The organism is Mariprofundus ferrinatatus, assembly GCF_002795825.1.
In the GTDB taxonomy this organism is placed as follows: Bacteria; Pseudomonadota; Zetaproteobacteria; order Mariprofundales; family Mariprofundaceae; genus Mariprofundus; species Mariprofundus ferrinatatus.
Window position 1 is genome coordinate 1,485,584 of record NZ_CP018800.1, and the last position, 20,343, is coordinate 1,505,926.

General features: G+C 53.2%; 20 protein-coding genes. 7 read left to right on the forward strand and 13 right to left on the reverse strand.

Annotation, left to right across the window (positions count from 1 at the left end; translation table 11 throughout):
• Positions 1-11 precede the first annotated feature (11 nt).
• Positions 12-2,783, reverse strand: coding sequence for a cation-translocating P-type ATPase (locus Ga0123462_RS07155; protein ID WP_100265676.1), 2,772 nt, complete (start codon positions 2,781-2,783; stop codon positions 12-14).
• A gap of 18 nt (positions 2,784-2,801) precedes the next feature.
• Complete coding sequence (gene ppsA / locus Ga0123462_RS07160; RefSeq protein WP_100265677.1) at positions 2,802-5,201, reverse strand: phosphoenolpyruvate synthase; 2,400 nt, start codon at positions 5,199-5,201, stop codon at positions 2,802-2,804.
• A gap of 449 nt (positions 5,202-5,650) precedes the next feature.
• Here ppsA and rpsF point away from each other — a divergent pair, with 449 nt between their 5' ends.
• The 6 genes from rpsF to dnaB are packed head-to-tail and all read left to right on the forward strand — an operon-like array spanning position 5,651 to position 9,643.
• Positions 5,651-6,085 carry a 30S ribosomal protein S6 gene (rpsF, locus tag Ga0123462_RS07165; protein WP_198507314.1) on the forward strand — a complete coding sequence of 145 codons (435 nt, stop codon included), beginning with the start codon at positions 5,651-5,653 and terminating at the stop codon, positions 6,083-6,085.
• Positions 6,063-6,404 carry a hypothetical protein gene (locus Ga0123462_RS07170; protein ID WP_232726398.1) on the forward strand — a complete coding sequence of 114 codons (342 nt, stop codon included), beginning with the start codon at positions 6,063-6,065 and terminating at the stop codon, positions 6,402-6,404. The genes rpsF and Ga0123462_RS07170 overlap by 23 nt, the downstream gene beginning before the upstream one ends.
• Before the next feature lie 29 nt (positions 6,405-6,433).
• Positions 6,434-6,787: a 30S ribosomal protein S18 gene (gene rpsR / locus Ga0123462_RS11670; protein ID WP_100265678.1), complete on the forward strand. Its 354-nt coding sequence runs from the start codon at positions 6,434-6,436 to the stop codon at positions 6,785-6,787.
• Between the two features lie 24 nt (positions 6,788-6,811).
• Entirely contained in the window at positions 6,812-7,807 is a 996-nt protein-coding gene (locus tag Ga0123462_RS07180) for a DUF2232 domain-containing protein (protein ID WP_100265679.1), read from the forward strand.
• A gap of 1 nt (position 7,808) precedes the next feature.
• Positions 7,809-8,258, forward strand: a complete 450-nt coding sequence (gene rplI, locus Ga0123462_RS07185; protein ID WP_100265680.1) for a 50S ribosomal protein L9 — start codon at positions 7,809-7,811, stop codon at positions 8,256-8,258.
• On the forward strand, positions 8,255-9,643 hold the full coding sequence (gene dnaB / locus Ga0123462_RS07190) for a replicative DNA helicase (protein ID WP_100265681.1): 1,389 nt from the start codon (positions 8,255-8,257) through the stop codon (positions 9,641-9,643). The genes rplI and dnaB overlap by 4 nt, the downstream gene beginning before the upstream one ends.
• Before the next feature lie 60 nt (positions 9,644-9,703).
• Here the strand turns inward: dnaB and Ga0123462_RS07195 are convergent, their stop codons facing one another.
• The 11 genes from Ga0123462_RS07195 to Ga0123462_RS07245 all read right to left on the reverse strand — a co-directional run bounded on the left by Ga0123462_RS07195 (position 9,704) and on the right by Ga0123462_RS07245 (position 19,337).
• Positions 9,704-10,366 (reverse strand): hypothetical protein, encoded by a 663-nt coding sequence (locus tag Ga0123462_RS07195; RefSeq protein ID WP_100265682.1) that lies wholly within the window; start codon positions 10,364-10,366, stop codon positions 9,704-9,706.
• Between the two features lie 98 nt (positions 10,367-10,464).
• Complete coding sequence (locus Ga0123462_RS07200; protein WP_100265683.1) at positions 10,465-11,637, reverse strand: cation:proton antiporter; 1,173 nt, start codon at positions 11,635-11,637, stop codon at positions 10,465-10,467.
• A 48-nt stretch (positions 11,638-11,685) separates the two neighbouring features.
• Positions 11,686-12,996, reverse strand: coding sequence for an anthranilate synthase component I family protein (locus Ga0123462_RS07205; protein WP_100265684.1), 1,311 nt, complete (start codon positions 12,994-12,996; stop codon positions 11,686-11,688).
• A gap of 17 nt (positions 12,997-13,013) precedes the next feature.
• Complete coding sequence (gene fabF / locus Ga0123462_RS07210; RefSeq protein ID WP_100265685.1) at positions 13,014-14,258, reverse strand: beta-ketoacyl-ACP synthase II; 1,245 nt, start codon at positions 14,256-14,258, stop codon at positions 13,014-13,016.
• A 6-nt stretch (positions 14,259-14,264) separates the two neighbouring features.
• Complete coding sequence (gene acpP, locus Ga0123462_RS07215; RefSeq protein WP_100265686.1) at positions 14,265-14,504, reverse strand: acyl carrier protein; 240 nt, start codon at positions 14,502-14,504, stop codon at positions 14,265-14,267.
• 239 nt (positions 14,505-14,743) lie between these two features.
• On the reverse strand, positions 14,744-15,484 hold the full coding sequence (gene fabG, locus Ga0123462_RS07220; RefSeq protein ID WP_100265687.1) for a 3-oxoacyl-ACP reductase FabG: 741 nt from the start codon (positions 15,482-15,484) through the stop codon (positions 14,744-14,746).
• 7 nt (positions 15,485-15,491) lie between these two features.
• On the reverse strand, positions 15,492-16,433 hold the full coding sequence (gene fabD / locus Ga0123462_RS07225) for an ACP S-malonyltransferase (RefSeq protein ID WP_100265688.1): 942 nt from the start codon (positions 16,431-16,433) through the stop codon (positions 15,492-15,494).
• A 23-nt stretch (positions 16,434-16,456) separates the two neighbouring features.
• On the reverse strand, positions 16,457-17,491 hold the full coding sequence (locus Ga0123462_RS07230; protein ID WP_100265689.1) for a beta-ketoacyl-ACP synthase III: 1,035 nt from the start codon (positions 17,489-17,491) through the stop codon (positions 16,457-16,459).
• Positions 17,488-18,549: a phosphate acyltransferase PlsX gene (gene plsX / locus Ga0123462_RS07235; protein WP_100265690.1), complete on the reverse strand. Its 1,062-nt coding sequence runs from the start codon at positions 18,547-18,549 to the stop codon at positions 17,488-17,490. The genes Ga0123462_RS07230 and plsX overlap by 4 nt, the downstream gene beginning before the upstream one ends.
• A gap of 40 nt (positions 18,550-18,589) precedes the next feature.
• Entirely contained in the window at positions 18,590-18,772 is a 183-nt protein-coding gene (gene rpmF, locus Ga0123462_RS07240; RefSeq protein ID WP_100265691.1) for a 50S ribosomal protein L32, read from the reverse strand.
• 31 nt (positions 18,773-18,803) lie between these two features.
• Positions 18,804-19,337: a YceD family protein gene (locus Ga0123462_RS07245; RefSeq protein WP_100265692.1), complete on the reverse strand. Its 534-nt coding sequence runs from the start codon at positions 19,335-19,337 to the stop codon at positions 18,804-18,806.
• Between the two features lie 282 nt (positions 19,338-19,619).
• On the opposite strand from Ga0123462_RS07245, the gene Ga0123462_RS07250 reads away from it, so the two are divergent.
• A complete protein-coding gene (locus tag Ga0123462_RS07250) occupies positions 19,620-20,333 on the forward strand; it encodes an elongation factor-1 alpha (protein WP_100265693.1) in 714 nt (237 codons plus the stop codon).
• Positions 20,334-20,343: the final 10 nt, after the last annotated feature.

Genomic DNA, 20,343 nt, shown 5'->3' on the forward strand with positions numbered 1-20,343 from the left:
AGGCCGGCGGCCTACTCCAGACCGAAGATGCCGCGCGTTCTGTAAAGGTATTTACGCAGCTCCTCGCAGAGCAGGATAACCGCTCCGAACAGCAACATCAGCGGTAGGTAGCCGGGATCAAACGCTGCCGTACCGAATATCGTCTGACCTACAGGCGTCAGAGCGATAACGACAAGAAGCAGCAGTTCGCTGCCAATACCGGCAAGAATCAGGCGGTTGCTGAACAACCCCTTGCTGAAGGCGGAAAGCTTGGTGGTGCGGCAGGCGAAGACATTGAACATCTGCGTAATGATAATCGTCGCGAAGAAGCCGGTGATCGCCTGCATATAGAGCGGGTCGTTCACCGCAAGCTCCCTGCCCCAACTCCAGCCGCCGGCAAAAAGAATGTCGAAGAAGATGATGTAAGAGAACGCCGTCTGCAGCGGCCCGATAAAGCCGTAAGACCTGGCAATCATGCGCCATGTAAGCAGCCTTGCTGAAGGGTCGCGAGGCGGCCGCTGCATAATATCCGACTCCGGCTTCTCCACACCGAGTCCGATGGCCGGGATCATGTCGGTACCGAGATCAATAGCCAGAATCAGAAGCACCGGCAGTGCCAGCGGCCAGCCGAGCAGGATAAAGAGAAGAAACGGAACGATCTCAGGGGTGTTACTGGTGAGGATGTAGGTGATAAAACTCTTGATATTGTCGTAGGCAGCGCGCCCTGCCTTGATTGCACTGACGATTGACGTGAAGTTGTCATCAAGCAGCACAATATCCGCCGCCTCTTTGGCCACCTCTGTACCGCTTCGCCCCATGGCAATACCGACATCTGCCCTGCGCAGCGCCGGCGCATCATTAACACCATCACCGGTTACAGCCACCACCTCCCCCATCTCTTTGAGCAGGGTAACAATGCGAAGCTTGTCGCGCGGCAGCGTACGGGCAAAGAGAAGCTCGGGACTCTGCAGCAGCTCTTTCAGCCGCTCATCACTGAGCTCGGGAAGATCGGCACCGTTAACCACCACCGCCGAATCACCCTCGATAATCCCGGTCTGGCGCGCGATATGTTCGACCGTCGACTCCTGGTCGCCCGAAATCACGATCACCCTGATACCCGCCTCCTTGCAGAGGCGCACAGACTCGGCCACTTCGGGGCGTGGCGGATCCTGCATCACTACCAGTCCGTAGAAACAGAATCCTCCTTCAAGATCGCCATGCTCATCCTCCACCTCCTTGATAGCACAGCCGAGAACCCTGAACCCCTGCCCGGCATAACTGACATCCCACTCCAATAATTTTTTACGCACCTCATCAGTCAGTTCGCTGCAGCGGCCGTTCTCGAAATAGTGCGTACACATCTCCAGCACCACCTCGCTCGCTCCCTTGAGATAAGCGCGGGCATTGGTGTTGTAGCTGTTAACTGTCACCATGAAGCGGCTCTCTGATGAGAATGGGATTTCGTGAAGCCGTGGCTGGTTCTCAGCGATATAGCTGATATTGCTAAAAGCGCTGACAAAACTTTTCAGGGAGAGCTCGGTGGCATCGCCGAAGCTCTTTTCCCGACTCACCGTACTGTTATTGCAGAGCACAAGAATATCGTTGAAATCCTGCATGCCGGGGATATTGCGCAGATGTACATGCTTCTGCTCCAGCAACAGGCGACCCTGGCTGCGGTCGAAGTCGTAGCAGAGATCGTTCATGCAGATGGCATGCACGTTGAGATTGTTCTCGGTCAGGGTACCGGTCTTATCCGAGCAGATCACGGTAAGGCTTCCCAGGGTTTCGATCGCATCGATATTTTTCACCAGCACATTGAGCCTCGCCATACGCTGGGCGGCCAGCGAGAGGGTCAGTGTCACCGTTGGCAATAGCCCTTCCGGCACATTGGCAACGATGATACCGATGGCAAACACGAGATCGATCCAGATCGGGTTACGGGCTATTAAGTAGTCCAGCAGGAAGAACGAAATACCAAGGGAGATGGCGATATAGGAGATGATACGGATAAAATGGGCGATCTGGCGCTGCAGGTGAGACTCCACCTGTTCGACTTCGCTGGTCTCGCGGGCAATTTTACCGATCTGGGTATGGTCGCCGGTTGCCACCACCACCGCTGTGCCTGTTCCCGACTGAACCAGCGTACCGCTGAAGACCATATTTCGGCTGCGCAACACATTGCCACTGGTGGCATTGAGACTTCTCAGCTGAGGCTCGCTTTCACCGGTGAGGGCGGAGTGATCCACCTTCAGCATACTCTGCTCGATAAGGCGTGCATCTGCGGTAATTCGGTCCCCCTCCGCAAGCACTATGATATCGCCCGGTACCAGATGTTCGGACTCAATCTGTATCCGCTCGCCACCCCTCAACACCACCGCCTGAGAGGTCATCAGGTTCCTGAAAGCCTTCATCGCCTTCTTGGCTTTCTGCTCCTGGAAGAAGGTGAAGATCGCATTGAGCAACGTGACGCCGAGCAGCGCCCAGGCGATGTAAAACGAGCCCTCTCCAGGCACCAGATATTCACTGAGAAAGGAGAGTGCTGCACCTGCCAGCAACAGATAGGAGAATAGATTGTGAAACTGCAGCAGAAACTGCAGTACGATCAGCATCTCTTTTTTCTCGGACAGGCGATTGATGCCGTAACATTTGCGCCGTGCCCGCACCTCGGCATTTTCGAGTCCCTGTTCAGAAGTGCTCAGCTGCTCCAGCACCTCATCGGTTGGAACCTGATGAATACGCTTAAGCAGCTCCGGCGGAACTTCCGCCCGGCATGCCTCAACCATGGGATTTTCAATGTCTGTCATAATGACGCCATCCTGCTGCTAGCGGCCCAACTCTTTCTCCAGCTCCAGAATGCGCAGCGTCGTCTCAAGCACCGAATCCGGGTTAAGCGACATTGACTCAATTCCCTCGCGTACAATGAATTCTGCGATCTCGGGATAATCCGACGGTGCCTGGCCACAGATGCCGATATATTTATTCCGCCGCTTGCAGGCCGATATCGCCATTTTCAGCATCTCCAGAATGGCCGGTTCGCGCTCATCGAAAATATGTGCAACGAGGGCTGAGTCGCGATCGACGCCAAGGGTCAGCTGGGTAAGGTCGTTGGAGCCGATCGAAAACCCGTCGAAAATATCCAGGAATGCGTCGGCAGCAATCACGTTGGCTGGTATCTCGCACATCACATAGATCTCCAGACCATCTTCGCCCCGCTTCAGGCCGTGCTCTTCCATGACCTCGAGCACCTTCTCTCCTTCGGTAGGTGTGCGGGTAAAAGGAATCATCAGACAGACGTTCTTCAGCCCTTTCTCCTCGCGCACCAGACGCATGGCACGGCACTCGAGCGCAAAGGCCTCTCTGAATGCATCGGAGTAGTAGCGTGATGCACCGCGGAAACCAATCATCGGATTCTCTTCCTTCGGCTCAAAGCCTTCGCCACCAATCAGATTGGCATACTCATTCGATTTAAAATCGGACATACGGAAAATCACCTTGGCCGGGTAAAAAGCGGCGGCAATTGTCGCGACACCCTCTGCCAGTTTCTTCACATAGAAGTCGACCGGTGAATTGTAGCCCGAGGCCCGGCTTCTGATTTCCCGTTTCACTCTGGCTTCGATAATCTTATCAAACTCGAGAATCGCATTGGGATGGATGCCGATGCTGTTGTTGATAATGAACTCCAGACGCGCCAGGCCGACACCATCGTTGGGGATGGCACTGAAAGCGAATGCGCGGTCGGGGCTGGCCACATTCATCATGATCTTGGTTTTCGGGCGCTCCAGCTTGCCCACATTCAGCGTCTTGCACCTGAACTTCAATTCCCCCTCATAAACATAGCCGGTTTCACCTTCGGCACAGGAGACGGTCACCATATCTCCGTCGGTAATCGTTTCGGTACCGTTGCCGGTTCCCACCACGGCAGGCAACCCTAACTCGCGTGAAATGATGGCGGCATGGCAGGTGCGGCCACCACGATTGGTAACGATGGCTGCCGCACTCTTCATGATCGGCTCCCAGTCCGGGTCGGTCATGTCGGTAACCAGTACCTCGCCTGCCTCCACCTCTTCGATCTGCGATACATCCTTGATCACACGGGCACGACCTGCGGCGATCTTGCCACCCACACTTTTGCCCTGAGCGAGAATGGCTGACAACTCCTTGAGCTTATAGGACTCGAGCACCTGATAATCACGCTGGGAGTGAACGGTTTCCGGCCTGGCCTGAACAATGAACAGTTCGCCCGATACGCCATCCTTGGCCCATTCGATATCCATCGGCTGCAGATGACCTGCCAGCCCGGAGTAGTGCTCTTCAATGGCGACCGCATACTTTGCCAGCGTTATCAATTCATCCTCGCTGAGGCAGTAGACCCGCTGCTCCTCCAGCGGCACATGAACGTTCTTGGTCGGGTGTTTCAGCGATTCGGAATAGACCATCTTCTGCGCCTTCTCACCCAGAGTACGGCCAAGCAGCGACCGGTATCCCTCTTTAAGCAGCGGTTTAAATACATATGCCTCATCCGGGCGAACGGTACCCTGCACTACATTCTCACCGAGACCGTAGGAGCCGGTGATAAAAACCGCATCGTTGAATCCTGTCTCCGTATCAATGGAGAACATCACACCTGCCGATGCAAGATCACTCCTCACCATCTTCTGAATACCGGCCGAGAGTGCGACCTTCATATGGTCGAATCCCTTATCGACCCGGTATGAAATGGCACGATTGGTAAACAGCGAGGCATACACCCGTTTGACATGTTCGACGACATGGGCTGCACCACGCACATTAAGATAACTCTCCTGCTGGCCTGCAAATGATGCTTCGGGAAGATCCTCGGCCGTTGCCGATGAACGCACGGAAACAGCCAGCGGATGCTCGACGTACTGCTTGCTTAACCGCCTGTATGCCTCAATGATCTCCTCCTCGAGATCGTCCGGCATTTTGGCATGGGCAATGATAGAACGAAGGTGCTGGCCGCACTCAGCCAGACGCTTCATATTGCCTGTGTCGAGCCCTTCAAGCGTTGAAGCAATCTCATCGCTCAGGTTATTCTGTTCAATATAGTGCCAGTAAGCATCGGCCGTAGTTGCAAAACCGTTGGGAATCTTAATCCCCTTCGCTGTCAGCTTGCAGTACATCTCACCAAGAGAAGCATTCTTGCCGCCGACCAGAGCAACATCGGATAGACCCAGCTCCTCAAAAAATCGGATATATTTCATGCGCTCCTCCTGATTGATCGTATCAGCATCCGGCTTGCCAAGAGAGTGACAACCGATACTCGGCCTGAAGTGTTTTTGCCTGCAACTATTATCACTAATGATTATAGCATATGGATCGCAACGGGGTGCAGGAAGTCAGTGCGTCAGCCAACTCACAAGAAAGATCGGAACCCAGGGCGCCCGGCACCGCTGCAGCAAGCTGTTCCGGCAATCCAGCAGGCCAATACGCCAATGGTAAGAAAATGTATCATATCCATGCTGCAACTCCGCTTCTTGAATGACTGCCACATAGCCGTAGCAGAAAGATGAGCCATCACATGCTTGCAATCGTCACTTTACTGCTTATGATGCGGCGCCACTGCGTGGATAACCATGCAGATTACATACCTTGCTCCGGACGCGCATATGGGTACCGGGGCGTACGTTTGTACACCGAGAGGAGCGCCGTTTTGTATTACGAAACTATTTTTATCGTTAATCCTGATATCTCTCAGGAAAACACCGAGAAGCTGACCGATGAACTGGTCGCCAAAGTCGAAAAAGTCGGTGGTCGCATTGTCAAACGCGAAAACTGGGGTTCACGTCCGATGGCATATTCCATTGCCAACCGTAAGCGTGGCAACTACATGCTGCTGGTAACTGACGGCAGCGCTGAAGCGATCAAGACGCTTGAGCACGCCATCAGCCTTGAAGAGCGCATTATCCGCACCCTGACCACCAAGCTGACCGAACTTTCTGACAAGCCATCTCCACTGCTGCGTCGCGCACAGGCTGCTGCCAAGCGTGAAGAGGCTGCTGCTGAAGAGAAAGCTGAAGCTGCCGCTGAGGCCGCTGCTGAAGAGAAAGCCGTTGAGGCTGCTGATGGAGCAGAAGCAAGCGCCTGAGTTTAACCGCGCCCGTCTTACGGGCCGGCTACGCAATTTGCGTAAACGCTGGACACCGGATGGTTCTCTGGCACTGATTGCAGAACTGGTAATTCCACGCCCACAACTGGGCCCGGTTCGTTCTGGTGTTCAGGATGAACAGCCGATGCCACTTCGGGCAACCGGAGAGATATGCAACCGTATCTCTGCACTCGAAGAGAAGCATGTGATCGTGGAAGGGTGTTTGCGCAGACGATTTTACAGCAGGGACGGTGAACCCTGCTGGGGACAGGTAGAGATCTGGGTCGACTCATGCCGAAAGGCTGATGATCCGGAATAAAGCCTGAGAAGAGATTTAGGAGTAGAAACATGAGTGAAGAAGTAAAAACAACTGCTGCACCAGCTCAGGGTGACCGCCAGCAGCGCACTGAACGTCCGCAAGGCGACCGCCCACAGGGCGACCGTCCTCGCCGCCCACAGGGCGACCGCCCTCAGGGCCGTTTTCAGCGCCGTCGCAAGTTCTGCAAATTCTGTGCAGACAAGAGCCTGACCATCGACCATAAGGATCCGGATATGCTGCGCGGTTTCATTACCGAGCGTTACAAAATCCTGCCTTCGCGCGTAACTGGCACCTGTGCCAAGCACCAGCGTTCGCTGACCACGGCTATCAAACGTGCCCGCGTTCTGGCTCTGGTCGCGTTCACCCCGCTGCATCACGATTGATCCATTTGATCGCAGGGTGATCTGATGGAAAGTCAGGCACCAAAACCACAGGCCATGCCGCCGCTGGTCGATTTTATTTTGACCCGGCGGCTGCCCTGTGCGGCAGTGATGACCGCCATGCTTTTGGCTATGTGGCTGCCGATAGTGATTCCGGTTGCAAATCCGGCCATTGCCCTATTGCTTATGATGCTGGGCATGGCACTGAATTTGATGACCCCTGCTCTTGTTGCACTGGTCACCTTTGGTGGAGGGTTTACCTTTGCGCTGCATGTAGCAGCAATCAGTGCCGCTGCGATCACCCTGGTGAGTGGGTTTTCGCTTACGGCAGGTATTGTAACACTTCTGCTTTACGGGTTGCTGCCGATTCTCTCGGCAACTGCCATGATGCAGGAGAACGGCATCCGCCGCAGTGCCGAGTATGTGGCGATTGGTAGTGGTTTGATGGCACTTATCGGACTATTGCTTGCTGCCGCAGTTCAGGATACCGGCGTGCGTGAATGGATTGATTTGCTGCTGGCACCGATGTTTGCGGAACTGCCGCAAACGATGCCAGCCGAACAGATGCAGGCAATGCAGATGTTCAGAGAGTCGATGGTAGCCGTCATGCCGGCCCTGCTGGTATTGGCACTGTGGATGACCTGGTGGGGCAATACGGGCACAGCCCGCCACTGGGCAAAGAAATTTGGTTTTTACCGGGGAAGTGAGGCAAGTATGCTCACACTCGGATTTGGCAAGACACTGGCGTATCTGTTTGTTCTGTTGATGCTGCTGGTGATGATTGTTACGGGTGATCTGCTCTACCTTGTAGCCAATGCCGCGATCGTCATAGGCGGTCTGCTGGCAGCTCAGGGTGTGGCAGTAGCTCACAGCTGGCTGAAAGCGAAAGGACTCACTTTCTCGATCGGTCTGATGTATTTGATGTTACTCATCTGGTCTGCAATGATCGTACCTTTTGTGATTGTCGGCCTGATGGATATTTGGTTTGATTATCGCCGGAACATTCCGGCTGCTGGAGGATAAAATGCAATTGATTCTTTTGGAACGCGTAGAGGGTCTGGGTAATGTTGGTGACGAAGTAACAGTTCGCCCTGGCTATGGCCGTAACTACCTGATCCCGAATGGTAAGGCCTCGCTCGCTACTGCAGGTAACCGCAGTATTTTTGAGCGTCGTCGTGCTCAGCTGGAGAAAAAGCAGGAAGAGGTTTTCACTGCCGCCAAGGCAGAGGCCGACAAGATGGCCGGACTGAGTCTTGAAATCGTACGTGCCACATCTGACGGTACGCACCTGTACGGCTCTGTAAGCACCCACGACCTGGCTGAACTGCTGGTTGAGAACGGCTATGCTGTTGAACGCCGCAATATTCTGCTGGATGACCAGATCAAGGCTGTTGGTGATCACCAGTTCCGTGTGCGCCTGCACCCGGATGTAACGGCTGAACTGACAATCAAGGTCACTTCCGAGCAGCTTTGAGTCAAGCGATTCCCCTGCGCCCCGATACGCTCAGAGAGCGTACCCCGCCTCACGCCCATGATGCTGAGCGGGCGGTGCTCGGGGGAATCATGCTTGATCCTGAGGCACTGGAGAGACTGGAAGGCTCACTGCATTCGGATCATTTCTATGTCGAAGCCAATGCCAGGATATTCAATGTAATTCTGGAGCTTTCATCGCGCGGCCAGCCGGTCGATGCGCTGACCATCAAAGATCAGCTCGAACGCAGGGATGAACTTGCTTCATGCGGTGGCGAAGCCTATCTGGCTGACCTGGTCACTGCTGTCCCTACATCTGCCAACGTTAAACACTACGCCGACCTCGTTCGCGAGCGCTCCGTACTGCGAGACCTTCTCAGCACCTGCAGCAAGATCACGCGCAACGTCTATGAAGAGACTGCTCGCGACGTCAATGACCACCTTGATCTTGCCGAGAAGGATATTCTCGCTATCGCCGAAAACTATAATCGCTCCCGCCCTGCCTTCAGCAGAATGAGTGACCTGATGCTCGAGAGCTACAAAGAGCTTGAAGAGCGTTATGCTTCCAAGAAACTGGTTACCGGTGTCACCACAGGTTTCGATGATCTCGACAAGATGACATCGGGCATGCAGCGCGGTGACCTGGTTATCGTTGCCGGCCGTCCAAGTATGGGTAAAACCGCTTTTTCAATGAATCTTGCCCAGAATGCTTCGTTGCGATCTGATGATAGTAACTCCGGTGTCGTTGCCGTCTTCTCACTCGAAATGTCCTGTCAGCAGATCGCCATGCGTATGCTCGCCTGTGAGGCGCGCGTCGACATGCAACACCTGAGAACCGGCCGCTTTTCATCGGATGACTGGCGCAAACTGGCTGCAGCCAGCGGCTCACTGGCCGAGTCGCGAATTTTTGTCGATGACACTCCTGCCATCTCGGTGATGGAACTTCGCTCCAAGTGTCGCCGGCTTAAACGCGAAAATAAGGGGCTCGATCTGGTTCTGATCGACTATATCCAGCTGATGAGTGGTCGCTCTGACTCGGAGAACAGGGCACAGGAGGTATCCGAGATCAGCCGCTCTCTGAAAGGGCTGGCCAAAGAGCTGGATGTGCCGGTAATTGCCCTGTCACAGCTCAACCGTTCGCTTGAGCAGCGTGCCGACAAACGTCCTGTGATGTCCGATCTTCGTGAATCCGGTGCGATTGAGCAGGATGCGGACGTCATCATGTTTATCTACCGCGATGAGGTTTATCACAAAAAGCCGGAGAACGAAGGGCTCGCCGAGATTATCGTTGCCAAACAGCGTAACGGCCCGATCGGTGATGTGAAACTCACCTTTATCCATCGTTACACCCGTTTCGAGAACAATGCACCGGGCGGCTTCGACGATTAACACCCCTATCAGATGATGGGGAGTTGTCTGCCTGCCACCTACAGTAATAAACAGCCTGCTTTAACTGCCGGGCCTCTTTCTGATCGTACCGAGAATAACAAATCCCAGTCCCAGCATGAAGAACAGCACTGACGATGTCAGTTCCATACCGGTACAGACACCTGCAAGATCCAGGCAGAGGATTGGAATATTGAGAAAATATCCGGCAACCGACATTCCTCCGATAGCAGCGACAACAAGACCTGCTGTAAAAAGCCGCGAAGGCTTTGGCAGGTTGATCATGCTCAGAACACCAACCAGCGCAATCAAGCTAAAGGCAACCATGGCTCCGATGGAGGGTGCGGCAGAGAGATCCCCCTTGATTGCATTGGCCGCATTGCCAAGCAGCATCTGGTCAACTGAGGTCTGGGCATAAAACGAGGTGAACAGCATGCCGATGATAATCAGAAATATCCCCATGCACGATACGGCCATGACATTACTGAAGTCGCCATGGCGGCTTTGATGCGCTCTGGCAATTTGAAGCAGCAGCAAGCCACTGAACAGAAATGAAAGTGAAGCGCTGAATCTCACACCTATCCACTGCGGCATAATCGGTGGGTAAAGAAAAATATCGAACAGCTCGAAGACCCACCCCAAGAGGATGACTGCGCTTGCCAGCACAATCATGACAGCCATGATTTTAACAAGAAAAACCTTGTCTTCTCTAAGCAGGAGATCCATATCTGGATTGTAGCATAATATCTCCCTGCATATGTCCCTGCCTGAGAAGAAAACCCAGAGCTATGGTGCATTACTCCCGGATACCACTATTCCGTTTCTTACTCTGTCACATCCCCTGAACGGGTCAGTGCGATACGTGTCAGAATCGGCCCGAGCAGTTCGAACACTACGATCGCGCCAATTACAACCGTGAGAATCGTCTCAGCGGACTCGGGAAAGCGTTGCGAGGCAACGAGCGCCATGCCCATCGCCACGCCAGCCTGTGGCATTAATGCGATTCCAGTCCATGTCCTGACTGGAGCCGGAGCTCTGCTTATCGTCGCACCAACCCAGGCACCCAATATTTTACCTGCCGCACGCAGTAAAATATATGCCATGCCAAGCAGCCCTATGTGCAGAAGCGCATCCGCATGAAGAGACGCACCGGCCAGTACAAAAAACAGAATCATGAATGGCCACTCAATGTGCTCAATTGCATGAAATGGACGATTATGATGACTGGCAAGGTTGATGATTGTCGCCCCCATTGCCACCACTGCGAGCAAGATCGAAACTTCAAGAAATATAGCAACTCCTCCGCAAAGGAAAATTACCCCTATTGCTTCGATCAGGGTTGGTTCACCTGTGCGGACACGTCCGGTAAGATATGCTGCAGGAACACCAAGAAGCATACCGACCAGAATAGCTCCAAACACATCCCATAATCCCATTAAAATAGGGGCAGCACTTGCGCCATCTCCCACATAAACTGCCGCAGCACTTAAGAACACGCTGAATACGACAAGCCCCCACACATCATCAATAGCTACAATCCCGAGAAGGGTTTGGGTAAACACCCCTCTGGCTTTGATTTCATCTACAACCGCCACAGTAGCAGCTGGCGCCGTTGCCGTGGCAATACCAGCCAGCATCAATGCAACCGCCAAATCAACATCCATGAACAACAGTCCAATCAGAACCAGCAGGGCGGTCAGTGTCGATTCAAACAACGAAACAGATAACACCAGCCGGCCGTATTGTTCAAAATTGCGTTTACTTAAATTCCCTCCAATCAGGAAACCAACCATCAGTAGTGCAATATCCGTCATCAAGGGGAACCACTGTTGGGAGTCAGCTGTAAGTAAGTTTAGGCCGGAAGGTCCGATCAGAAGGCCGAACAGCAACAGAAGGGTAACGCGGGGAAGCCATGTTCGTCGTCCAAGATAGTCAATGGCAAGACTGGCAAGAAATATTGCACCGATTGAAACAAATAAAGTACCTAATCCGGTCATACTTTATTTATAGCACAAATCATGGTTTGGCTGCTTATAAAGATGGCCTCAGTGAGATGATAGCGCCCTGAGAAGCCCTTCAGCCTTATGTTCGGTTTCGATCAGTTCATGTTCGGGATCAGAGTCTGCGACAATGCCCGCTCCTGCTGCCCAGTTCAGCTGCCCCTGATAGTGCCAGAATGTACGAATCAGGATATTCATGTCACTTGAGCCATCCCATGCCACGTAACCGAGTCCGCCGGTATAGGGGCCTCGGGCATTATTCTCAAGTTCACGGATAATCTCCATGCAGTGCACCTTGGGACACCCGGTAATCGTGCCTCCGGGAAACATGGCCATAAACAGATCAACCACATCCCTCCCCTCAGCCAGTTGGCCGCGGACATTGGAGACAATATGCTGAACCGTGGCGTACTGTTCGACCACCATGCGCTCATTCACCTCTACGCTGCCCGGTTTGCAAACCCGACCAAGGTCATTGCGCTCGAGATCAACGAGCATAATGTGCTCTGCGCGCTCTTTTTCCGATAGCAGTAGCTCAGCCCTTAACGATGCGTCCTTATCGCCCTCAGCCCGCCTTCTCGTGCCTGCAATCGGCCTTGTATCCACCTCGCCATCGGCATGGATGCGGAAGAGTCGCTCCGGTGATGCAGAAATCAGGCTTAACTGCCCCCTGCCACTGCCAATCCGCACAAATGAGGAGAATGGTGCCGGATTTACACTGCGCAATTGATCATAGAGGCAGGCAAGATCCCTGTGCGCAAACGGCATTGACCAAAAACGTGCGATATTGGCCTGAAAGATATCCCCTGCTCCGATGTACTCCTTCACCTTGCATACTGACGCTTTATACGACTCCGCCGAAGTCACTGACGGCTTGGTCAGAAGTTGCAACGATGTGGCCGGAACACACAAATCTCCCACCTCATCGAACATCATCAGCACTGTTGTCACCGCCTGTTCATCCCTGGCCGCAAGATAGATCGACTCATGATCAAAGCAGAGTGAGAAGCCAGGATAGTGGGTCCACAGTATTGGGCCGGGAACGGCTGTCTTGGCAGCAGGAAGCTCCTCAATCAGTGAACCTGCTTCATAGGCAGCATAAAAGAGACAACGGATAGCAGGTGATTGCTCCTGATTTCCGCTAACAGCAGATTTCCAGCTATTGAAAAAAAGCTCAGCATGTTCGTCACTGGCATCCTGCTGCAACGAGACGGAGTGGCCATGCCGGGAGACCAGGAATTGCCGACCTGCTCCTGAGGGGTCTTCAAGAATGGCGGAAAAGTGGCTTGGAAAGGCAGAAAAAAGGCCGTAAGCGGAAAGCTTACGGCCATGATTCGATATGACGCGGAATATCACGTCAGATTACTCGCCGATTAATCGAACTTGCGAACGATGACTGTTGCGTTGGTACCACCAAATCCGAATGAATTGGATATAGCCACCTTAATGTTAGCGTCCCTTGCTTCATGCGGGACATAGTCCAGATCACACTCAGGATCCTGGTTGTCCAGGTTAATGGTTGGAGGAACCACACCATTGTGTACAGCCAGCACCGAGAACGCAGCCTCAATACCACCGGCAGCGCCAAGCAGATGGCCTGTCATCGATTTCGATGATGAAACCATCAGTTTTCTGGCATGATCACCGAATACCGATTTGATACCCTGTGTTTCAGCCACATCGCCTGCTGGTGTTGATGTGCCGTGTGCATTGATATAATCGACATCCTCAGGATTGATCCCGGCACGTTGCATTGCAGCCTTCATACAGCGACCGCCGCCTTCGCCTCCCGGAGATGGTGAAGTCATGTGGTAGGCGTCGCCGCTCATGCCATAACCGATCACTTCAGCAAGAATCACAGCACCGCGTGCCTTGGCTGACTCAAGCTCTTCGAGTACAAGCACACCTGCACCTTCACCCATCACGAAACCGTCGCGATCCTTGTCCCAGGGGCGGGATGCGCGTTCAGGCTCGTCATTGCGTGTGGAGAGTGCACGGGCAGCGGAAAAACCGCCAATAGCCAGCTCACAGACAACAGCCTCTGTACCACCGGCTACCATCGCATCGGCATCGCCGCGCGCAATGATCTCAAAGGCATCACCGACAGCATGCGTACCTGTGGCACAGGCCGTTACTGCAGCAGTATTCGGGCCCTTGGCACCGGTCAGCATCGATACCCAGCCTGATGTCATATTGATAATCGTCTGCGGAATAAAGAATGGTGAGATTTTACGGGCACCACCGGCCTCATAAGCGCGCATGGTATTCTCGATACTCACCAGACCACCCATGCCGGCGCCTACAGCGACACCGACACGTTCTGCATTGGTTTCATCAATGGTCAGGCCGGACTGTTCAAGCGCCATCAATGACGCGGCTACGCCAAACTGGATAAACTTATCCATTTTGCGCGCATCCTTGCGATTGATGAAATCTTCAACATTGAAGTCCGGAACCTCACCGGCAATGGTACAGGCCATACCCGTCGCCTCAGCATCAAAGTGGCTGATGCGACGGATACCTGATTTGCCGGCCTTAAGGTTTTCCCATGTTACATCGGTACCGGTGCCGAGCGGGGTAACCAGCCCAACACCAGTGACGACTACGCGTCTGGTCATAAGATATTATTCAGCTTTGGCAGCGATATAGTCGATTGCGTTCTGTACGCTCTGGATGCCTTCTGCATCTTCGTCCGGAATTTCAACACCGAACTCCTCTTCGAAAGCCATCACCAGCTCTACGGTGTCCAGTGAATCAGCGCCCAGGTCATCTACGAATGATGAATCAGGATTGATCTCTTCCTCATCAACATTCAGCTGATCGGAAACAATTTTAATGATTTTAGCTTCGATTTCTGCAGACATAAAGTCCTCCCGAAAAAAATAGATGCGGCTTCTATCATATGGTTCATAGCCACACAAGTCTGAACCACTTCTGCCTGCTGCTCAGCAGCGCACAGATAAAATAGTTATAGTCAGAAAACATGTCCATCTATTTTCCAACCAGACAAAGTCAATAATATGATTCTGACTCTGTTAAACGTTTCAACCCTTTTTTCAGAATTGAAACAAGCGGCACATCCATGTGCCGCATAAATATATTTTTACATGTACATGCCACCATTCACATGCAGAACATGGCCGGTAATATAACCGGCTGCGTCACTGGCCAGAAAGGCTACGGCAGCAGCAATATCCTCCGGCTGTCCGAGGCGACCCAGAGGAATCTGCTCGGAGAGCTTGGCATGGGCATCATCGCCCAGTTCTGCAGTCATGTCGGTTGCAATAAAACCAGGTGCTACAGCGTTTACGGTTATGCCGCGCGAACCCACTTCGCGGGCCAGGGAACGGGTCATCGCCTCTACGCCGCCTTTACTTGCACAGTAATTGAGCTGACCGGGGTTACCCATTCCAGCGACAACCGACGAGATATTGATAATGCGGCCGCCACGTGCACGCATCATCGGCTTGAGCGCCGCCTGCATGGCATTGAACACGGATGACAGATTGGTATTGATCACTGCATCCCACTCTTCCGGCTTCATGCGCATGGCGAGATTATCGCGGGTAATACCGGCATTATTGACCATCACATCAAGGCGACCGAAATGTTTGGCAGTTGCCTGCACAAAGCCCTGAATCTGATCACGATCGGAGACATCAACAGCGCTAGCCAGAACCTCCACATTACTCTCTGCACGAATAGCGTCGGCTGCCTTGTCGATGGTGGCCTGAGTAGTACCACAGATGGCAAGGTTATATCCGGCTGCTGCCAGCTGTTTGGCAACAACCAGGCCTATGCCGCGGCTTGCGCCGGTGACCAGTGCAGTTCTTGTTTCGCTCATAATCCCCTCACTCCCCTGCAATCAGTGCAATGCTAGCATCAATCTGATCCGAGTTGACACTTACCCCAACAAGCATATCACGCTCGATTCGTTTGACGAGTCCTGAAAGCACCTTGCCCGGCCCCATCTCCACACCCATGGTGATGCCGGATGTAGCAAGCTTCTGCACGGTTTCTGTCCAGCGCACAGGTGACACCAGCTGAGCAACCAGTGCATTCCTGATTTTCTCGATATTCTGTTCAGGCGTTGCGCTTGCATTACCCCATACTGGGCAAACAGGCGTATTGAATGAAATCTCCTGCAACCGCGCAGCCATGGCATCTGCGGCAGGCTGCATCAGGGGCGTATGTGATGGCGCACTGACAGCCAGCGGCAAAGCACGTTTGGCTCCCGCCTCTTTCGCCATAATCATCATGCGCTCGACTGCCGCAGCATGACCGGCAACAACCAGCTGTCCGGGACAGTTGTAGTTGGCCGCCCAGACCTTTTCGTCTTCACTTGATGCACTATCGCAGAGCCCTTCGACTATATCGTCAGCCAAACCAAGAATCGCGGCCATGCTGCCTACGCCGGCAGGCACTGCTTCGGTCATCGCCTTGCCGCGAAACGCCACCAGCTGCACCGCATCGGAGAAACTGATCGCTCCAGCTGCCACCAGTGCGGAGTACTCACCCAGAGAGTGACCGGCCACCTGTGACGGGGCGGCACCTCCTCGCTGCTGCCAGAGACGCAACATGGCAGTAGAAGCAGTCAGAAGTGCCGGCTGAGTAAACTCGGTCTGGCCGAGTTTCTCATCGGCATCATCACGAATGAGTGCAGCCATATCGTAACCGAGTGCGTCCGATGCCTCTTCCAGTGTCTGTGTTACAACATCGACATCCTGAAACGGGTCGAGCATACCTTTACTTTGTGAACCCTGACCGGGAAACAGAAATACAAAATCAGCCATGATAAAATCCTAAATTCGAAAAATTATTTGGACCAGCGCACGAGGTTCGCACCCCAGGCGAAACCGCCTGCAAATGCCTCAAGTAGAATCAACTGCCCTTTCTCAAGGCGCCCAGATATATAGAGGTCGTTCAGTGCCATCGGAACACTTGCTGATGAGGTGTTTCCATGCTTCTCAACTGTCAGCGCTACCCGATCCAGATCCATCTTTAGCTTCTTCGCTGTCGCCTGAATAATCCTGATATTGGCCTGATGCGGAACGAGCCAGTCAATATCGGAATCCTTCATATCGTACTTGGCCAGAATCTCTTTCACCACATCGCCAAGCTTGGTTACTGCAACGCGAAACACCTCGTTGCCCTTCATCTCGACAGCAGCGGCGCCAGCAGAATCGATCTCAAAATCAGCAGCTTCATGATGTTTTTCAGAGTGATGCATCTCCGGACTTGACGGGGGATGAGGGTGATGTGCTTTAAGCAGGTCGCGGTAGGCGCCGTCAGCATGCAGCACGGAACCGATCATGCCATTCTCAGCATCAGGCTCCCCTGCCTCAAGAACAACTGCACCTGCTCCGTCACCAAAAAGGATACAGGTACCGCGATCCCTCCAGTCAATAATACGGCTCATCGCCTCAGCGCCAATAAGCAGGACGCGCTTGAACATACCGGCCCGCATCATGCCTTCAGCCTGAGCCAGCCCGTATACAAAACCTGAGCAGACCGCCTGGATATCCCAGGCCGGAAAATCCTTACCACCCAGCTTACACTGAACCACAGTTGCCGTGGCCGGAAAAATAAGGTCTGGGGTCGTGGTCGCCACGATCAATGCATCGATATCATCGATTGTGACACCGGCATCGGCCATCGCAATTTTTGCCGCCTCGACTGCAAGGTCGGAGGTCATCTGCTCCGGGGCAATAATATGGCGCTGGCGAATGCCTGTACGCTCTCGGATCCAGGCATCAGTGGTATCCACCATCTTCTCGAGATCGGCATTGGTCATGATACGATCGGGAAGATATCCACCGATACCGGTTATATGGACCGATCGCAAGCTCATGATTCGACCATCTCCTGTACGGACTGGGTAATACGATCGGTCAGATTCTCATCCACCTCGCGGCAGGCAACAGAAACAGCGCTGACGAAACTTTCGGCATCAGCACCACCATGGCTTTTCACCACAATACCGTTCAGACCCAGTAGCGGTGCTCCATTGTACTTGCCCGGATTGACGCGGTCCTTGAAACGGTTCAAAGCACTTCTGGCCATCAGAGCTCCGGCCTTGGCCACGACACCGCTGGTTAACTCCTTCTTCATGCTGTGGGCCAGAAAACGGGCAGTTCCCTCCATCGTTTTCAGTGCCACATTACCGACAAAGCCATCGCAGACCACGACATCGACATCGTTGCCGAACAGGTCGGTACCTTCAACATTACCAATGTAGTTGAGGGTGGTTTCAGCCAGCTTGCTGGAGGTCAGCTTAATCACATCAGTGCCCTTGATATCTTCACTGCCGATATTAAGCAGACCGACACGCGGTGCATCCAGTCCTTCGGTGGCCTGCATATAACAGGAACCCATGATTGCGAACTGGACAAGATGGTCAGAGGTACATTCGGAATTGGCGCCGGCATCGAGCATCAGCGTGCGGCCATCATCAACAGCCGGAATCATTGAAGCGATCGCAGGGCGATCGATGCCAGGAAGGGTTTTCAGAACAAGTTTGGAGATCGCCATCAGTGCGCCGGTATTGCCGGCAGAAACCAGTGCATCCCAGTAACCATCCCGCACCATGCGTGCGCCGACGTGGATTGATGAATCCTTCTTGCGTCGCAACGCATGCGACGGAGAGTCGCACATACCGATAACATCAGTAGCCGGGATCAGTGAAACCCGACTATCAATTCCGCGCGCGCGCAGCAGGGGTGCAAGCACCTCTTCCTGGCCTACGATGCCAAGCGTCAGCGTTCCAGAGAACTGTGCGGAGAAGCCTGGAGCGAGGACCATCTGAAGCGCGTCAAGCACCATCGCGGGTGCCGCATCGCCGCCGTGTCCATCAACCAGGATTCGTATTTCCCGGCTCCCCTCGCCTGTCGTGTGAGCAGGTTCAGACAATGAAATTGCCTCGTCTGCTGATACTGTTCAAAAGACCGGTTTAATCTTCGCTTGAAGAGGTAACTTCGCGACCCTTGTAGGTGCCGCAATGAGGACATACATGATGCGGACGCATCATTTCACCACACTCAGGACACTCGCTCATGCCAGCAGGTACGATACGATCATGTGCACGACGCATGTTGCGCTTGGACGCGCTTGTTTTTCTCTTTGGAACTGCCATTACTTACTCTCCTTTCACCAGTGGTGAAATATTAACCATCAAGCTTCAAATTGCGCAGTGCGGCAAATGGATGATCACTCTCATCACGCTTGCACTTGCAGGCTTCACTGTTGAGATTGCTCCCACAACCCTGACACAAGCCTTTGCAGGTTTCACTGCAAATCACATCGGCCTTCCATGCCAGCCAGATATCCTCGCGCAGCACGTCCACCAGATTGACTTCACCGGGCGGTGCGATGTATTCACAATCCACCCCGCTCTCATCGTCAACCGGTTCACGACCAAGTTGAAACTGGCGCTCAGTCTGGCCGGTTACCTGCCAGCTGAATGCCGCATTACAGCGGGAACATTCGCGTGCTATTACGGCACGCCACTCTCCACAGAGCCGATACAACTGACCTGTATGCTCAAGTGACACATTCCAGTGTACATCCCCGCACAGGTCAGAAACCACATTGACGCTTCCGAACTGCTCGTCCTGCAACACTCTCCGGGGCACATCGATGTCCCAGCTTCTGCCCGCTGCCGGAAGATTCTGCAATGTCACGAGCCACTGTCGCTGCATGCTTACCTCCGGGCGATTTAAAGCAGGCGCGCATTATCAATAATGCAGGTAGCCGGTCAAGTATCGCGTTCTCCTGAAATTTGAATGAAAATCTGGCTTTTTTCTATTCACCTCATACATACCGGCATATCCGAATCGACCGCCTCACCTGCTGTTATTTATTCCGGCTGCCAGTTTCCTATTCACATCTCAACACTCTTATATAAGTTGTTGATAATATAATAATACCATGTATTATATCGCCGATTATTCATTCAAACCAAGCTGGAAACGGGAGTAAACATGCCAAACTGGTCATTCAGCAATATCAACATTTCTCTAAAGGTTCTGTTCAGCAGCTACCTGATCCTCGTAGGTATCGGCTATATGATGGCCTTTACCCAGATCCTTTTCACCCACGGTATGGCTGATGGAAAAATCGGCCTCTCCATTGATGACATCGTCTACAGTTACTATGGCAACCGTAACGGCTCCGTCATTGAGAATAAGCTCAACGGCTCAATGAAAGAGAATGCATCTGAAGAGGATCGATTCAAGATCATCAAGTGGGCCCGCGACGGAGCGGATGAACAGCAGTTCAATGCAACCATCAAACCAATCTTTGAAAACAACTGTCTGGCCTGTCATAACGCTGATATGGGGCTGCCTGACTTCAGCACCTATGAGAGCGTAAAACACGTTTCAGAAACCGACAGTGGTGCAAGCTTCGCATCACTGACACGTGTATCGCATATCCACCTCTTCGGCATCGCCTTTATCTTCATGTTTGTCGGACTGATCTTCTCATTCTCCACCGGAGTGCCGCTCTGGCTGAAGGCGTCCGCCATTGCGATGCCCTATGTTTCGCAGGTACTCGATATTGCATCGTGGTGGCTAACGAAGTTCGACCCTGCATTTGCATGGCTGGTGATGTTTGGCGGAATCGGAATGGCGATCGCTTTTGCCTTTATGTGGGTCGTCTCGATGTATGAGATGTGGATTAAGAAGCATACATAATCTCCCCCCA

What these genes read in the sequence shown, in the direction of transcription:
- fabD (WP_100265688.1), bottom strand. Translation starts at nt 16,433, where the DNA reads ATGGCTGATTTTGTATTTCTGTTTCCCGGTCAGGGTTCACAAAGTAAA.
- acpP (WP_100265686.1), bottom strand. Translation starts at nt 14,504, where the DNA reads ATGTCTGCAGAAATCGAAGCTAAAATCATTAAAATTGTTTCCGATCAG.
- Ga0123462_RS07230 (WP_100265689.1), bottom strand. Translation starts at nt 17,491, where the DNA reads ATGAGCTTGCGATCGGTCCATATAACCGGTATCGGTGGATATCTTCCC.
- Ga0123462_RS07155 (WP_100265676.1), bottom strand. Translation starts at nt 2,783, where the DNA reads ATGACAGACATTGAAAATCCCATGGTTGAGGCATGCCGGGCGGAAGTT.
- Ga0123462_RS07180 (WP_100265679.1), top strand. Translation starts at nt 6,812, where the DNA reads ATGGAAAGTCAGGCACCAAAACCACAGGCCATGCCGCCGCTGGTCGAT.
- ppsA (WP_100265677.1), bottom strand. Translation starts at nt 5,201, where the DNA reads ATGAAATATATCCGATTTTTTGAGGAGCTGGGTCTATCCGATGTTGCT.
- rpsR (WP_100265678.1), top strand. Translation starts at nt 6,434, where the DNA reads ATGAGTGAAGAAGTAAAAACAACTGCTGCACCAGCTCAGGGTGACCGC.
- Ga0123462_RS07195 (WP_100265682.1), bottom strand. Translation starts at nt 10,366, where the DNA reads ATGGATCTCCTGCTTAGAGAAGACAAGGTTTTTCTTGTTAAAATCATG.
- rplI (WP_100265680.1), top strand. Translation starts at nt 7,809, where the DNA reads ATGCAATTGATTCTTTTGGAACGCGTAGAGGGTCTGGGTAATGTTGGT.
- Ga0123462_RS07200 (WP_100265683.1), bottom strand. Translation starts at nt 11,637, where the DNA reads ATGACCGGATTAGGTACTTTATTTGTTTCAATCGGTGCAATATTTCTT.
- Ga0123462_RS07250 (WP_100265693.1), top strand. Translation starts at nt 19,620, where the DNA reads ATGCCAAACTGGTCATTCAGCAATATCAACATTTCTCTAAAGGTTCTG.
- Ga0123462_RS07170 (WP_232726398.1), top strand. Translation starts at nt 6,063, where the DNA reads ATGGAGCAGAAGCAAGCGCCTGAGTTTAACCGCGCCCGTCTTACGGGC.
- fabG (WP_100265687.1), bottom strand. Translation starts at nt 15,484, where the DNA reads ATGAGCGAAACAAGAACTGCACTGGTCACCGGCGCAAGCCGCGGCATA.
- rpmF (WP_100265691.1), bottom strand. Translation starts at nt 18,772, where the DNA reads ATGGCAGTTCCAAAGAGAAAAACAAGCGCGTCCAAGCGCAACATGCGT.
- fabF (WP_100265685.1), bottom strand. Translation starts at nt 14,258, where the DNA reads ATGACCAGACGCGTAGTCGTCACTGGTGTTGGGCTGGTTACCCCGCTC.
- Ga0123462_RS07245 (WP_100265692.1), bottom strand. Translation starts at nt 19,337, where the DNA reads ATGCAGCGACAGTGGCTCGTGACATTGCAGAATCTTCCGGCAGCGGGC.